The organism is Dictyoglomus sp. GBS (genome assembly GCF_055179815.1).
Genome location: NZ_CM143687.1, coordinates 404,464 through 421,326 on the forward strand (window position 1 = coordinate 404,464; position 16,863 = coordinate 421,326).

General features: G+C 32.6%; 12 protein-coding genes. 5 read left to right on the forward strand and 7 right to left on the reverse strand.

Annotated features, from left to right (window positions below; translation table 11 throughout):
- Positions 1–292 precede the first annotated feature (292 nt).
- From ACY3IT_RS01805 to ACY3IT_RS01815, 3 genes are all read left to right on the forward strand, one after another.
- On the forward strand, positions 293–1,636 hold the full coding sequence (locus ACY3IT_RS01805; RefSeq protein ID WP_463083086.1) for an MFS transporter: 1,344 nt from the start codon (positions 293–295) through the stop codon (positions 1,634–1,636).
- Between the two features lie 149 nt (positions 1,637–1,785).
- Complete coding sequence (locus ACY3IT_RS01810; RefSeq protein WP_463083087.1) at positions 1,786–3,720, forward strand: fibronectin type III domain-containing protein; 1,935 nt, start codon at positions 1,786–1,788, stop codon at positions 3,718–3,720.
- A gap of 44 nt (positions 3,721–3,764) precedes the next feature.
- On the forward strand, positions 3,765–4,826 hold the full coding sequence (locus tag ACY3IT_RS01815; protein WP_463083088.1) for a hypothetical protein: 1,062 nt from the start codon (positions 3,765–3,767) through the stop codon (positions 4,824–4,826).
- On the opposite strand, the gene ACY3IT_RS01820 is transcribed toward ACY3IT_RS01815, so the two are convergent.
- The 6 genes from ACY3IT_RS01820 to ACY3IT_RS01845 all read right to left on the reverse strand — a co-directional run bounded on the left by ACY3IT_RS01820 (position 4,802) and on the right by ACY3IT_RS01845 (position 13,110).
- The gene (locus ACY3IT_RS01820) at positions 4,802–7,240 is read right to left on the reverse strand and encodes a glycoside hydrolase family 2 TIM barrel-domain containing protein (protein ID WP_463083089.1); all 2,439 of its coding nucleotides are present in this window, start codon (positions 7,238–7,240) and stop codon (positions 4,802–4,804) included. The two genes, ACY3IT_RS01815 and ACY3IT_RS01820, sit on opposite strands and share 25 nt — an antisense overlap.
- Positions 7,241–7,261: 21 nt before the next feature.
- Entirely contained in the window at positions 7,262–8,239 is a 978-nt protein-coding gene (locus tag ACY3IT_RS01825; RefSeq protein WP_463083090.1) for an ABC transporter ATP-binding protein, read from the reverse strand.
- Between the two features lie 2 nt (positions 8,240–8,241).
- The gene (locus tag ACY3IT_RS01830) at positions 8,242–9,204 is read right to left on the reverse strand and encodes an ABC transporter ATP-binding protein (protein WP_463083091.1); all 963 of its coding nucleotides are present in this window, start codon (positions 9,202–9,204) and stop codon (positions 8,242–8,244) included.
- A gap of 41 nt (positions 9,205–9,245) precedes the next feature.
- On the reverse strand, positions 9,246–10,130 hold the full coding sequence (locus ACY3IT_RS01835) for an ABC transporter permease (RefSeq protein WP_463083092.1): 885 nt from the start codon (positions 10,128–10,130) through the stop codon (positions 9,246–9,248).
- A gap of 22 nt (positions 10,131–10,152) precedes the next feature.
- Positions 10,153–11,157: an ABC transporter permease gene (locus ACY3IT_RS01840; protein WP_463083093.1), complete on the reverse strand. Its 1,005-nt coding sequence runs from the start codon at positions 11,155–11,157 to the stop codon at positions 10,153–10,155.
- A gap of 69 nt (positions 11,158–11,226) precedes the next feature.
- Positions 11,227–13,110 (reverse strand): ABC transporter substrate-binding protein, encoded by a 1,884-nt coding sequence (locus ACY3IT_RS01845; protein ID WP_463083608.1) that lies wholly within the window; start codon positions 13,108–13,110, stop codon positions 11,227–11,229.
- Between the two features lie 278 nt (positions 13,111–13,388).
- Here ACY3IT_RS01845 and ACY3IT_RS01850 point away from each other — a divergent pair, with 278 nt between their 5' ends.
- The gene (locus ACY3IT_RS01850; protein WP_463083094.1) at positions 13,389–14,585 is read left to right on the forward strand and encodes a prolyl oligopeptidase family serine peptidase; all 1,197 of its coding nucleotides are present in this window, start codon (positions 13,389–13,391) and stop codon (positions 14,583–14,585) included.
- A 12-nt stretch (positions 14,586–14,597) separates the two neighbouring features.
- Entirely contained in the window at positions 14,598–15,881 is a 1,284-nt protein-coding gene (locus tag ACY3IT_RS01855) for an apiosidase-like domain-containing protein (RefSeq protein ID WP_463083095.1), read from the forward strand.
- A gap of 45 nt (positions 15,882–15,926) precedes the next feature.
- On the opposite strand, the gene ACY3IT_RS01860 is transcribed toward ACY3IT_RS01855, so the two are convergent.
- The gene (locus tag ACY3IT_RS01860) at positions 15,927–16,829 is read right to left on the reverse strand and encodes a nucleoside hydrolase (RefSeq protein ID WP_463083096.1); all 903 of its coding nucleotides are present in this window, start codon (positions 16,827–16,829) and stop codon (positions 15,927–15,929) included.
- Positions 16,830–16,863: the final 34 nt, after the last annotated feature.

The following is a 16,863-nucleotide window of genomic DNA, read 5'->3' on the forward strand; positions in this document are numbered from 1 at the left end:
TATTATCTTAAGTATTTTTTTAATCAGCTCTCTCATCTCTTAGATAAATGGACTAAAAGTCCAAATTGAGACAATCTTGTTACTATTATACAAAAAGGGTGGTTAAAATTTAAGAGTTATAAAAAGGAATTGAAATTTATACCTTTTGAAACTCTTGAGGTTGTGTTAAAATTTTAAAAAATTATTTAAAAAATTAGAGGAAAAGAAATGAAGATATTAGTTTGTTTTTCTTAGAGACATATTTAATAAGAAGATATTTAAGACTTTTGAGGAAAGATTAAAGAGGTAAGATATGAGAAATAAACTTTTTATAGCTGTACTTCTTGGCTCTTTTATTACTTCCTTTTCTGCCTCTGCTATTAATGTGGCTTTACCTGCTATTGGCAAGGAATTTTATCTTTATACTGTTTCCTTAAGCTGGTTGTCTACTTTATATCTTCTTTCAAATGCTTTTTTACTTCTTCCTTTTGGTAAGATTGCTGATATTTACGGAAGAAAGAAATTATTTTCTATAGGATTATTTGTATTTTCTATTGGAGCCTTAATAAGTATATTATCTTTTAATTATGATATTCTCGCATTTTCAAGGATTATTCAGGGGTTTGGAGGATCTATTCTTTTTGCCACAACCCCAGCCTTAGTATCGTCTATTTCATTATCATCTGAGAGAGGTAAAAATTTAGGATATTATGTTACATCTGTGTATTTAGGTTTGTCTTTGGGACCATCCTTAGGAGGTTTTCTTACTAAGTATTTTTCCTGGAGAAGTATTTTTATATTTACTTTAATATTAGGGATGATTTCTTTTATAATGAGTCTTTTTGTAGAGGAAGAATTGGAAGGACAAAGTAGTGTGAAATTTGATCTTTTAGGATCTTTTCTTTATGCCTTTTCTGTTACTTTTATTTTATTAGGACTTTCAAATCTGAAGAATGAATTGGGAATCATGGGTATTTTATTTGGAGCTTATTTATTGTTTTTATTTTATTACGTAGAAAAGAAGATATCTAATCCTATATTTCCTATAAATCTTTTTAGGAATAGAAGATTTATATTTTCAAATTTATCAGCTTTTATAAACTATGGTGCTACATCTGCCCTTTCTTTCCTTTTGAGTATATATCTCCAAAGTGTAAAATATATTGCTCCTCATATTGCAGGTTTTTTACTATCCTTTCAGCCGATTTCGCAGGTTATATTTTCTCCATGGGCAGGAAGATTATCAGATAGGAAAGATCCAGGTATAATAGCTTCTTTGGGTATGTTGATAATCTCTATAGTTATATTTTTCTTATCTTTTCTTTCTCCTAATACTCCAATTTTTCTTATCTCTCTATCTGGATTTTTCTTAGGTTTTGGTTTTGCACTTTTTTCCTCGCCTAATACCAATGCTATTATGGGGAGTGTGGATAGAAGTCTATATGGTGTAGCTTCTTCTACTTTAGCAACCATGAGAGTTTTAGGGCAGACCTTTAGCATGGCACTTGTTAATTCTGTTTTTTCTATTTTATTGAAGGATATGTCAGGTTTGGAATTTTCTCTTGATTTTATGTATGCCTTTAGAATACTTTTATACATCTTTACTTTACTTTGTGCTTTAGGTATATGGGCATCTTTTCAGAGAAACAAAGAGTAGATTTTAATATTTTTATTTTAACGAGATATTTTTCTGCTTTTTTATTTTAGAAAATTTAGAAAAAGTGATCTAAATCACTTTTTTAATTTTATTAATGTGATAAAATAATATCAAAATTTTAAAAAATAATGGAGAGGGGGATGATTCTCATGATTATTAGAAAACTCTTTATATTAATTCTTTTAGTATTGCTGATAGGAGGTTGTACTCCAAAACCTACTAATAATCCTCCCAATACTCCATATAATCCAAATCCTCCAGATGGTGCAACTTCTGTAGTTCTTGATCCAGTATTGAGTTGGCAGTGTTCAGATCCAGATGGTGATCCTTTAGTATTTGATATTTACTTTGGAACAAATGCTAATTCTCTATATTGTATTAAAGAGAATCATAACTCTACAAGTTATAAGATAATGGATTTAGCATTCAATACTACGTATTATTGGAAAGTAGTAGCAAAGGATGGAAAGGGTGGTGTCAAGGAAGGACCAGTATGGAGCTTTACTACTCAAGCTGAAGGACAAACAAATAATCCACCAAGTGTTCCTGCTAATCCAAATCCACAAGATAATGAAAATAATGTTCCTACGGAGGTTATTCTAAGCTGGCAGTGTTCAGATCCAGATGGTGATCCTTTAGTATTTGATATTTACTTTGGAGTAAATCAAAATAATTTAGGAATGTTAGTGAATAGTCACCCTACAAGTAGCTATCAGGTAAAAAATTTAAATTATAATACCACCTATTATTGGAAAGTAATTGCAAAGGACAGTAAAGGAGCTCAAACAGATGGACCAACTTGGAAATTTACTACAACTCAGAGTGGAGATGTAGCAAAGGCAAAGTTGTTAGTAGCTGATTTAAGAAATACCATACTTACAATTCATGACTATAAAGGCATAGGGGTTCCTGGAATAGTTGATACACCATTTAATAGATTATCTGAAGAAATACATGAGAAGATTGTTCCAGATCTTAGTGAAACAATAGACAGAATAGGATTTATTTTATCTTGTGTATCTCAAGCATCTCCACCAGGAACATATACCTTTGAGTATACAGAGATAGGTTATGTTCTCCATATAACTGCTGATGTTAATCAATGGGAAAATTCATCCTCGATTCAGATAGCTTTTCAAGGATATAAAGGTAATTCTCTAATTGATGATGGTAACCTTACAGTTAATTTTGATGCTAATAATTTCCCAACAAATGGAGAGTTAAATGTTACTATGGGAACTAATGATGGTAATATGAGTATAAATGGAAACTATACAGCAACAAAACTTGCCAATTCTAATTTTCCTGCCACAATAACAATTACTGGTATGATTACTTCACCCTATTTAAATATCGATTTAAGAGATAATAACAGGAAACTTTATGCAGAGTTTGGAGAATGGTATGATCAAAATCAAGAGATATGGTTATCTTATTTGAAGAGAATATATGTTTCTGGACAAATTACCACTACAACAGCACAGGCAGAAGGAAGTCTTGATATAACATTTGTACATGTAACCTATCAGAATGGTAATACTCAAAATCCTCCCAAGAATATCTCCTTTACAGGAACCTTTAGAGAGATGATGAATGGTCAGCCAACTGGTGCTTACTTTACAGGTACTATTACAGGTGAATATTTAAATCCAGAAAGTTATAATCCTTATGAGGAGTATGGTCCTAATAATTTCCCTAAGTGGAATGCCAATTTTACAGGTCATATAGAAGCTCCTCAAAGACCAAAAATCGATGCAAATCTTGGGATAAGACATGATACATATCAAGTTTATGTTATAAATGCAGGATATGAAAGGACAAATCCTGATGGTTCAAAGGTATGGCTTAAGACGCCTCAGAGTCCTGTATCATCTTATAACGAATCAACAAGTATATTAACTGTTACTTTGAATAATCAAGATGGATTAATTGTTAGCTTTACAGTAGATGGGAATCAAAGTGGAGATGATGTATTTACAGGTACTATAAAAAATAATGCTGGTATTAAACTTGCTGATCTTTATCTTTTAAATGGTGTTCCCATGGTTAAGTATATTGATGGATATATAGAATCTATATTTTAAAAAAGATTTTTAGGGGAGAGGATGTCCTCTCCCCTTTTAGTTCTATGAAGTTAAAATTGATCCCTCTGATATTCTTTTTTGTTATTAAGATTTGTTATGGTTTTTCCTTTTCAAGTGATGCATTCTTTTCTTTTAGTAGTATATCTTTAAGTAATTTTATTAGTATTTCTGGGGATGGTATTTTAAATGGAGATATAAACACAAATCTAAAGAATCATATGTTCATGTTGTATGGGAATCAAATGAAAGTTTCTTTTAAGGGATTTGAAATAGGAGCTTTATTCTATAGTGAATACTATGGTTATATTAATAATTCCACGTTGAATTTTATAAAGGGATTGATTAATAATGATCTATCAGTAGGTGATTATGATATTTATGGAGAGATTAAAGGGTATTCTGTAGGTGGTATTTATATGAAAAGAAGGGTGGATCTTGGAGATTTTTGGGCTCTGAATTTCAGTCCTAAATTATACATAGGCCTTGATTATCAAAATGGTGTTTTGAAAGGTAATTTTTCCAGGATAGATGAGGTAACATATAGCTTTGATCTTTTACTTGATTATATTTATAACAAAAATTTACTTTATACACGTATGGATAATGCAAAGGGTAAAGGCATAGGTTATTCCTTTGATTTTGAGATTGTTTTTAGTCCCTTTGAAAATTTTTCCTTTTATATAAATATTCAAGATTTATGGGGAAAAATTTTTTGGTTCCATATTCCATATACTGAGGCTAAGACATCTACTGATAGAGAGTATGTGGATGAGAATGGCTATATTGTCTTTAGACCTTTAATAAGTGGCTATGAGGGTTGTAAAGACTTTATTCAACTTCTTCCTTTGGAATTAAATATAGGTATAGCTCATAAAGGGGAAAAGGATGAATTCGTTATGGAACTATCTTTCAAAGAAGAGTATAAATCCCTTTTTATAAGATATTATTATAGTTTGTTTTCATCAAATATTGAAAAGTTAACACAAATCAACTTTGGAAGGTTTAAAATAATGGACAACCTTTCCCCTTCAGGTTTCTATTTTCTATTTTATATAGATAATTATCAATTCTTTAATATGGTTTATGGTCTTTCCTTTTTAATGTAAATTTTTTCTTCTGAGCTTTTTAGCATGTCTCCCGATACCTTTATATAAATCTCTCCTTCTTCTTCAATACTCTTTATGACAGCCAAGGCTTTCCCTTTATATAGATATCCAAGAGAGCTTACAAAAGATCCATGGAAAAATGGATCCGAATTTCCAAGGGCTATTAATTTTCCACTTCCCTTTACTTCTACTGTTATTTTATTATCTGCATCGGGTACTTCCAAGCCTTTTTCATTCACAGCTATAATTTTTACATAGCATAGATCTCCATAAGAAATTAGTTCTTTTCTATCAGGAATAAGTATTAACTTTGAAGGATCAGAAGTAGTTTCCAATCGATCTCTACCAACCTCTTTTCCATCTTTATAAGCTATTACTTCCAATACACCAGGTTCATAAGTAATATCATAAATAGTCTTGAATTTTACTTTTTCTCCTGATAATTTTCTTCCAAGAGATTTTCCATTTAGAAAGAGTTCTACTTCATCAGCATCTGCATAAATATATATTCTTATAGGTTTTCCTTCATATCCTTTAAAGTTATAGATTCTTTCTACTGGTTCCCATGACCATGCTCTCATGTATAATTTTTTCCCGTAAAGTTCTGGAGGAAGTGCAAATATAATAGGATCTTTTCTATTTCTCCATACTATATCTCTGTAATAAGATTGGGGCCTCTTTTCTCCGCATATATCAATATCTCCACAATTTGCTAAAAACCATGGATATTTTCCTAAGAAATTATTGGCTTCTTCTCTATCTATAGATACTCTTCCGATTCCTGCCTCTCCAAGATAGTCAATGGCAGTCCATACAAAATCTCCAATAACATTTGAATTTTCTAATGTTTCTTTCCAGTTATCATACATGGTGTAAGGGAATGTCTCAGTGCCACATATTATACGATCTTTATATTTAATCCTATCGTACGCATACCTTTCAATCTTATAGTTATATCCTGCCACATCTAAGAGTTTAAAGAATCTCTTTGTTATTTCTCCCCATCTTTCTTTTGTTTCCTCATTGCCCTTCCATATACCTAAAAGGACAATATTGTCTTCCTCCATATCTTCTACATTTATACTTTCAAAAGAAAGTCCACAAAAGGCAGAAGTAACAAATCTTGTAGGATCAAGCTCTTTTACTTTTTTAGCTAATTTATCACTCCATTCATATATGCTTGAGTATCCTTCTTCTCTTTCCCAGTCTATTCCAGATCCCCATGTAACTTCATTCCCTATAGACCACATAATGATGGAGGGGTGATTGAAATCTCTTTTTATAGTGCTTTCTACCTCTTCTTCCCAGCATTTTTCAAAATATAGGTGGTAATCATAGGATTTTTTGCCGCATGTCCAAACATCAAAGAATTCGTCAATTACTAATAGTCCTAGCCTATCGCAAGCAGATAAGAAAGAGGGAGCATAGGGATTGTGGGCGAGCCTTACAGCGTTAAATCCATTATTTTTAAGAATTTCTACCTTTCTTTCTTCAGCTCTGTCATAACTTTTGCTTCCTAAAATCCCATGGTCATGATGTATACATCCACCCTTTAGTTTTATTGGTCTACCATTGAGTTTAAGCCCTTCCTCAGGAGATATACTTATACTTCTAATACCAAATTCGGTCTCAGATGTGTCAATTTCTTTATTGTTTTTTATTACTCTTGCTCTGATTTTATAGAGATAAGGATTTTCTATATCCCAAAAGATAAAATTAGAAAGTTCTATATCTGTTCTAAATTCTTTTTCTTCTTTTGAATCTAAATAAAAATCTATCTCTTTTGATTTTATTAACTCGTTATTTTTTGAGAAGATTTCAAAGACTAATTTTCCATTTTGAACTTTGTCATCGGTGTTTTTTAATATAACTTTGGGATATATAATAGCCTTTTCATTATTTAATATGTCGTATGTTATATGAAATTCCCATGGTTTTATATAGACTTTATCTCCTACATGTAGCCAAACATGTCTATAAATACCTGTTCCTGCATACCAACGAGAACTCGGTTTATGGGTATTTTCTACATGCACAATAAGGATATTCTTTTCTCCAATTTTTACATACTTAGTTATATCTACAAGGAAGCTTGTATACCCATAAAAATGTTTCTTTACTAAGAAACCATTTATAAATATTTCAGAGATTCCCATTATTCCTTCAAACTCCAAAATTATATTTTTATCTTTGTATTCTTCTCCAAAATCTAACTCTTTTTTGTAAAAGAGGCTACATCCAGCGGTAAATCCTTCGTCAGGTCCTGACGGATTTTCTTCTCTTCTTTCCTTTTCAATAGCTATGTCATGGGGCAAATCTACTGAAATCCAGTTTTTTTCTCTCATAACAGAGTCAATATAGTTAAGAGGACTTTCTAAGTATTCCCATGATCTATCTATATTTATCTTTTGCATATTAATACCTCCTTTGTAAAACTAATTTGGAAAACAGGCAACTTTATGTTGAGGAGAAACTTCTATAAGTTTTGGTTCTTCTTCAGCACATTCTGGTTTTGCTTCTGGACATCTGGGATGAAAAGCACATCCTGGTGGTGGGTATATTAGTGATGGTGGACTTCCAGATATACCTTCTCTTTGTTCTTTTTCTCCTATTTTAGGAAGAGATTGTATAAGATATTTGGTATATGGATGGATAGGATTTTTAAATATTTCTTGAGTTGGTGCCTCTTCAATTATTTTTCCTGCGTACATAATAGACATTCTTGTGGTTAGTTGAGCATGTATACCCATATCATGGGTTACTATAATAATGGTATTTTTAAATGTTTCTTGGATATCTTTGAGTAGCTGAATGACAGCTCTTTGGGCCACAACGTCTAAGGCAGTAGTTGGTTCGTCTGCTAATATCACTTGAGGATGCAGTAGGGTTGCAAGAGCGATTACAACTCTTTGACGCATTCCTCCTGAAAGTTGATGGGGATAGGCTTCTAATATTTCAGGAGATAGCCCTAAATCTTTTAAATGTTCTCTCATTAGATCAAAGTATTCTTTTATATCCTTTGCTTTTATATGACTTTCTAAAATTTCTAAAAAGGAATCTTTTACTTTTTTAACAGGGTTTAATACATGCATGGACCCTTGGGGTATATAAGAGATGAAGGACCATCTTAAATTTTTAATCTCTTTTTTGGTAAGAGAAAAAACGTCAATAAAATCTCCATTTGTTTTGTAAAATAATTTTCCATCTATAAGTTGGAGTGGAGGGTCTAAGTTAGCAAGTAATGCTTTTAAAAGAGTAGATTTTCCACAACCGCTTTCTCCTGCAATACCATATATTTCATTTTGTTTTATACTGAGGTTAACATTATTGACTGCTTTAATTACTCTCTTTTCTCCCCAATATTCCAGGATATAAAAGGCTTTTAAATTTTCAGTTTTTAATACTTCGCTCATTTTTATGCTCTCCTCCCATTATATAGGTGGCACTTAACTATCACATTATCCACCGTTACTTCTTTTGGCTCTTCTTTTTTACAAGTCTCCATTACATTTTGGCATCTTCCTGCAAATTTACAACCTGTTTTAAGGTATTCTGTATATTCAGTATCTGCAATACTTATTTTTCTTTTCCATTTTTTATCTGGATCGGCTTCAGGTATAGACTCTATGAGAAGTTGAGTATAAGGATGTTTAGGATGAATTAGTACTTTATCTACAGGTCCCATTTCTACAATATTTCCTCGAAACATTATTGCAATTCGCTCACTAACATAATAGGCAGTGGCAAGATCATGGGTTATGTATAGAACGCTTAGTCCTGTTTCTTTCTTTAATTTTGAGAAAAGATTTACTATTGACATTCTTAAGGATGCATCTACCATTGAAACTGGCTCATCTGCTATTAATATAGATGGATTGGTTAAAAGAGATCTTGCAATGGATGCTCTCTGAAGTTGTCCTCCAGAAAGTTCAGTAGGATATCTACCGTTTATTTCATCAAAAGATAGTCCTACTGCTTTTAATTTCTCATTGATTATCTCTTCCGCATGAGATTTATTTTTAGCCATTTTGTAGTTAAATACAGTCTCATAGAAAATATCATCTATAGTTAGAAGAGGATTAAAGCTTTCAAAGGGGTTCTGGAATACTGCTTGGACCTTTTTTCTAAAATCTTGAAATTTATTCTTTTGAATAGGTTTATCTTCTATAATGATATCTCCAGAAGTTGGTTCTTCAAATCCTAAAATTATTTTAGCTGTGGTAGTTTTTCCGCAACCACTTTCTCCTGCAAGGGTAAATGTTTCAGCTTTATTTATATAAAAGGATACATTATCAACTGCAGTTATTTTAACTTTTGAAAATATACTTCCTATTGAATATATCTTTTTTAGATTTTTAACCTCCAATACTTTTTCCATTTTTAATCTTCCTCCATAAATGGCGTGAGTCTAAATATTTGTTATTTTCCAAAGCCAATTCTTTGGAATCGGGCTCTTGGATCTAAATATTCACTTAAGCTTACTGATATCCAATATAAAGCAACAAAAAGAAGAATAGCAGTAACTATAGGAGTAAGAAGCCACCACCAAAGCCCCATGAATAGAGCCTGCCTATATATGGCTGTCTGGAGCATGGTACCTATGGTAGGTACTGTAGGATCTATACCAAGGCCAAGATATGCAAGAGTGATCTCCATACCAATAGCCCAAGACATATTGTTTATAAATGTGGTAAAGACTATTGGTAGTACATGGGGTAAAAGCTGTTTTCTAATAATTCTTATAGTGGGCATACCTGAGAGTACTGCTACTTTTACAAATTCTCTTTCTCTTAAACTTAAAACTTGTGATCTAATTACCCTTGCATCCCAAGCCCATGAAAAGAAAGCTAATAGTATTCCTAAATTAAAGAAGTTATTTGTCCAGTCTTTAAGAATCATAGATATGGCTATAAGAATTATTAAGAAGGGAAGTACCATGGTTGTGTCTCCTATTGTAGTTATGACTCTGTCGGTTGTCCCACCTTTGTAGCCTGCTAAAATTCCTATAATTACTGCAATTATTCTTGAGAAAAAAGCAGTAACTAATGCGATTATGAGAGAATTTTTTACAGCAAAGGTAAGTTGCCAAAATACATCTTGTCCTAACCAATTAGTACCTAAAGGATACTTAAAAGATGGTGGTAGGCCAGAAGGTACTTGATACATCCTTTGTGGATTATAAGGTGAGAAAAAGGAAAGGATAACTAAAAGAATAAATATGCAAATAATAATGAAGGCGACAACAAATCTATAGTCTTTAAAAAGATCATAAATTAAGCTTTTAACAGTATTCACTTTTTTCATCCTCCGATGAGAATTAAGTTTATTATCTATAACGCACTCTTGGATCAAAGAAAGGATAAATAAGATCTAAAAATAAAACTGATGTGGTAACTGCTACCACAGATATACACATAATTCCCATAATTAAATTATAATCAGCTCTCATTATGGCATCATATAAAATCTGCCCAATTCCTGGATAGGTGAAGACCATCTCTGTGATTAATGCCCCACTAAATATTCCTCCAAATTGTAGTCCTAATTGGGTTATCATAGGTAACATGGCATTCTTTATGATATGGCTAAAAACTATATTTTTCTCATCTACTCCTGCTGTTTTTGCATATATTACGTGATCTTCTGTCTGTATGCTTTGAACAATTAATTTCATACTTTGAAATTGCCAGGCTATTCCCACTACAAGAAGAGTTAAGGCTGGTAAAGTGGCATGTTTTATTATGTTTAAAATAGTTTGTAGGTTAAAAGACAAAGTTCTTCCTACCCCTATACCTCCCCCTAAGGGAAATATGGGGAATATATAGGAAAATAAAATAAGAAATATAAGAGCAGTTATATAATAAGGTATAGGTCTTATAATCATGATTAATATATCAATAGCTTCCATCCACTTTTTTCTAAAATATCCTACAATACCCCCTGCAATGACTGCTATTATCCAACTTAAAATGGTTGTTACAGAAAGAAGCCCTAAGGTCCATGGAAGAGCCATAGCAAGGAGTTGATTTACAGGTGTTGGGAATCGAGAAAGAGAAGGACCAAAGTTTCCACTAAAAAATCTTTTCCAAAACATTATATACTGGTCCCAAAGGGTTCCTTCCAGACCATACAATTGTTTAAGGGTTTTGATTATTTCTTCTTGTTGTTCAGGAGAAACATATACTCCAAAGGTTTGATATTGAGTAAGTTGTTGCTTAACTGGATCTACAGGAAGGAGACGTGGGAAAATGAATATTGCAGTTAAACCAAGAAAAGTTACTATTACATATTGGATTAATCTTGGTATTAAATATCTTTTTATAAAAGACATTTCTCCTTTATTCCTCCTTTTATTGAAGGTCAGGCAAGGTGTTAACCTTGCCTGACCTATAATCAATGTTTACTTTCTTCCTGTTGGTCTAATTTGATGGAGAATATATTTTAATTGAGGCCAAGTTGTGAAGTTATCACAACGTGCGTAGTCATTCTTAGGGCTTGGCCAATTGGTCCAGTAATATTCATCAAAGACAATAGCAATAGGACAATTGAAACAAGGAATAGCAACCATTTCTTCTATTTGAAGTTTTAAACCTTCAAGACCAAGCTTTTTGATAGTGGCAAGATCACTCCAGCGAGTTTTTTCAAGAGAAGAGATTATCTTATCCATTCTTGGATCGCTCCATCTGCATGCCCATCCAAGTGTAGGTTCTCCAACAGGTCTTACGTACTTACTGTTCATAGCATTGAAGCATAGATAGAGGTCAGGATGTAATCCCCAAGGTTCACCAGCAAACCCACCATGTCCTGTATTTAATACTTCAAATTGTCCATTTAAGGCAAGAGTTGCAGCTGCTGCAGATACATTAAATACAACATCAATTCCAAATTTCTTCCATTGTTCTGCAACTCCAAGAATTACAATGTTTGCCATATCAGTGGGATCAGGCCCTCTTAATATGGTTATCTTCCATGGTTTTCCATCAGGTAGATGCCATTTTCCTCCAATTTTCTTAAATCCATTCTTTACTAGTAATTTCTCAGCTACTTCAGGAGCATATTTCCACCAACCGTATCCTAATGTTAGTTGTACTTCTTCCTTATTTTTAGGATCAATATCTACCTTGTAGTTTTTCTTTGCCCAATCAAGAAGTCTCCAAGGTGCTTCTGGATCCCACGGTTTGAATTTTTCCCCTCCACCAATATCAAGGGTAAGATTCTTTAACCATGCTTCTAATGGTTTGAAGTACCAGTCGTAGAAGTTTTTACCTACTACAAGAGGAAGTCCAGGAGTCATAGCCACCATTCCATTATATGTTGATATGGCTAATTCTACGATGTCAATTGATAAAGCAAGAGCCCATCTTACATCTTTATTATTATAAGGGAATACTAAATGGTTAAAGGCAGGTCCTCTTGTAGAGATATCTCTTGGGTCAATATATGGCCATGTATCACGATAACTTCTTGTTGTATTACTCATCTTTAGCATTGTTAGCATTTGCTCTGCAGTCCCTTGTATAACATCTAATTCGTGTCTTAACATAGCCATATTCTGTTTCTCAGGAGGTCCATAATTGATAAATAATACGTACTCTGGTTTAGGTTCTCCAAATAATTGTCCTGTGACAGTTCTTTGCCAATCTATTCTCTTTTTCCAAAGTACCCAGTAACCAGCAGGATCATGGCTTACATATACATAAGGACCTAAGCTTACTGGTGGGTTAAAATCATAGGTAAGTATGTCTTTTACTTTGCTAAATATATGCTTAGGCATGGGTCTAAGAGCTCCCCATCTTTCTAAGAAGAAGGTATGGAATCTGGCGTTTGGTTTATTAAGATCTACAACTACTGTATATCTGTCAGTAGCATAAACTCTTTTAACATCTTGCATTGCACCATGATAATCGAGTCCTTCTGTTTCTTTTACTTTTTGAATTGTAAACACTACATCATCTGCCGTAAATTCAACACCATCACTCCAGTAGATACCTTTTCTTAATTTAATAACAAGTCTTGTAAAATCTTTATTGTATATTGGACCTTCGGAAGCTAAAGCATTTATAATTCCACCCTTTACTACATCTGGGTTTAATGTCCATAACGGCTCTGTTACAAATTGGTGAAGACCACAGTTTTGGGCTCTCCATCCTGCCCACTGGTTCCAATTACCTGGTACAGGTAAAGGAGCAAAAAGAAATGGTAGAATTAAAGTTTTGTCTCTGGGTATACCTTGGGGTAGTACTTGGGCTGATGTACCAGTAAAGGAGAAAAGTACCAAGAGGATGGCTAAGACTAAAAATACTTTTTTCAAGGGTTGCACCCCCTCTTTTAAGTAAAATTTTTATTAAAAACTAAGGCACAGGTATATTATATATAATGAAAAAGTAAATATCAATAACTAATTTTTTGCTATAAGAATAAGATTATGAATAGTGTATTTCCTAAAATTAAATCGCAAGATGAATTGGAAAATCTAGATTGGAGTTAGAAAACTTTTTAATAATATTTTTTTAATTTTATGATAAAATAGTCAGTAAATATCTATTATTGGGGGTGTAAAGAATGAGAAGTAAAATTTTTATTTTTTTACTCTTAGTTCTATTATTATTGGAGGTGAGTTTTTCTATGGATGAGGTTAAAAGTATTACTTTGGTTACCAAAGTTTTTCCTGAAGGAGAAAAGGTTTATGCTGTAGTTATTGAATATGCTTATGAAGTAGATGGGAATAGATTAGCTCCAAACATCTTTGAAGTTGAGTCAAAGATTGGTAATATGGGAAAAAGAACTGTAAAAAGGGTATATGCAAATTCAGATGGAAGATTAGTAATGAATTTTTTTGCCAATAGAGGAAGATATGTAATTATAGAGTTAGATCCCAAGGATATGAATGCTATTACAACATATTTTGATAACAATAGGTTTTTAACGGGTAGGCATAAATTAGAGTATTTAGTAACTCAGAAGACTGATATATATTCTATTGATGGTAAGAAGATTCCAACCTTTTCTTTGGAAAATACCCATGAGAAACATTTGATTATTGATGATTTTATAGCGGAATTATATCATGATAAGGAGCTAAATGTAGATCTACCATACCGTTTATTTATCCCTAAGAATACTGATTCTTCTAAAGTATATCCTCTTGTAGTCTTTCTCCATGGAGCGGGAGAAAGGGGAAATGATAATTATTTGCCTCTTGCAGGCAATAGAGGGGCTATAGTTTGGGCAGAGCCTGGACATCAAGCAGAGCATCCTTGTTTTGTACTTGCTCCTCAATGTCCTCCTTATAGCAGTTGGACAGGACTTATTACTGGTGGAAATCCTTTTAAGGCGAATAAAGAGCTTTTGGCTGTAGCAAATCTTATTAAGGATTTAATATCTAAGTATAATATTGATAAAAATAGAATATATATAACTGGACTTTCTATGGGAGGATATGGTACTTTTGCTATTCTTATGGAGCATCCCGAACTCTTTGCGGCAGCTATTCCCATATGCGGTGGGGGAGATTTAAATAGAGTAGATAGAATAAAGGATATTCCAATGTGGGTATTTCATGCGGAGGACGACCCATTAGTGCCTGTTTTCTTATCTCGTGAGATAGTAAGAAAATTGGTTGATATAGGAGGAAAGGTTAAATATACAGAATTTCCTAAGGATTATCTTGAATCTATAGGGTATCATCCTCATGCATCTTGGGTGCCTGCTTATGAGAGTGAAGAGGTAGTAGATTGGCTATTCTCTAATTCTAAATAAGAAGGTTTATATATGGGGTATATAAGAATATCTGATACAAAGGATTATTTTATTAAAGATGGAAAAGTGTTTTTCTATTTTGCAGATACTTGTTGGAGTGCCTTTACAAACATCACTATAGAAGAGTGGAATGATTATCTAAACTATAGGAAAATGCAAGGATTTAATACTATCCAAATTGATGTTCTTCCTCAATGGGATAGGAGTGTTACCGATATTTATATGGATCCCTTTGAAGTATTGCCTAATGGAAAATGGAATTTTAATAAGATAAATGAAAAGTATTTTGAAAGAGCAAGAAATATGGTAGAGATGATGATTGAAAGAAACCTAATTCCTGCTTTAGTAATACTTTGGGCAAATTACGTACCAGATAATTGGTTATCTAAGATGTTAGCAGAAAAAGGTGTCTCTCACGTTATACCCAGGGAAAATTTAGAGGAGTATCTATATTATGTGATAAACAAGTTTAAGGATTATAATCCTATATTTATAATATCTGGAGATACAAATTTTGAAGGAGAGGGAGCAACAGAATACTATTTAAAGGCATTAGAGATGGCTAAAAAATATGCTCCAAATTCTTTAACGACATTGCATCTTTGTGGTGGTTATGCTGATGTACCAGAGGAAATAATTAATTCTCCTTACTATGATTTTTATATGTATCAATCTTGTCATTTTAAAGATAAAATGCATTGGGGATATGAAATAGCCCTTAAATTTTATAATAAAAAAGTTAAGAGGCCTATTGTTAATGGAGAGCCATGTTATGAAGGAATAGGATCTATAGGAAATTATAATGTATATGGAAGATTTACAAGGAATGATGTAAGAAAAGCTGTATGGCAAAGTCTCCTCTCTGGTGCAAAGGCTGGAGTAACATATGGAGCTCATGGAATATGGTCCTGGGAGAAAGGATTAGGGGAATATTCTGTTTCTGATTATGCTGCACCATATTATTGGAGAGATGCCTTAGTATTTCCCGGAGTTTACGATTTGAGTTTTGCAAAATGGGTTTTTGAAAAATATGAATTATATGATATAGAACCAGCAAATGATTTACTCATAAATGAAACCCAAGAGATAAGAGTATCTAAAGGAAGAAACAAAATTGTAATATATAATCCATATAATTTTAATATAAGATTGAGATTAGATGAGGATTATGAATGGGAAGGAATAGAGCTTATGGAAAGGAAATTTTTTGTGCCGGAAGTTAAAAAATCAGAAGGTGAAACAATAATTAAAATGTCTCCATTCAATGGTGATTCCTTATTAATAGGATTAAAGTAAATTGAGCCCGTAGCTCATAGGCTACGGGCTCTTTCTTCTTACTTCTTATTCCTCTCCCATTAATCTCTCTACCAAATGATCAAGGAAGGCATTTAGATCTTTCCATCTTATAGCTACTAATATTTCATCTCCCTTTTCATCTGGCACTGTATATCCATCATCAGTGACCTTTATTTTTATCGGCTCAATTTCAAGAAATTCGTGAGAATATGCTAAGTACACAGCAACGGTATCAAAAAGTGTTGATGAGTGATTTTCTGAATCAACTTTTGTCCATGTTACAAGTTTTGCCCATATTTTATAATTTTCTATTAAGGCTTTTAGAATGGGTTTTTCTGAATTATATATCTTTTTGTATCTTTCTCCATCTAAGAAAACTAAACCACATGTATCAAGAGGAGTTATGAGCTTACTTATAAAATTAGATGAGAAAACTCTTCTAAGGGAAAGGACGTCAGACTTTACATTAGCCTCTGGATCTCTCCCATCTTTACCTCCATATCCTTTATATATACTTCCATGCATTCCAACAAAATTACATTTTTTAGGTAGGTCAGGGTAGATTTCTATTGCTTTTGCTATATTTGTAGCAGGCCCTATAGATACTATAGTAATAGGTTCTTCTGAATTTTTTATTAGATCAACCATAGCTTGAATACCGTCTTCATATATTTCTCCTTCGTAGGAATTTATATCAAAATCTCTTACAAAAGGTTCTTGAAAATTCAAAGAGTTTTTAGGATCTCCTATACCTATACCAATTGGTATTTTTTTTCCTGCTATTTTAAGTATTTTGGCAATAATTTTTGCCCTATAAATAGTATCTCCACTTACTGTAGTTATTAATTTAACATCCAGTTCAGGAGAGTTAATAAGCATAATAAGAGCCCATGTATCATCAATATCGGTGCCTATATCGGTATCAAGAATTACAGGAATCTTATTCATGATATAATCTCCTCCCATAAGTTTTTATCCGTTT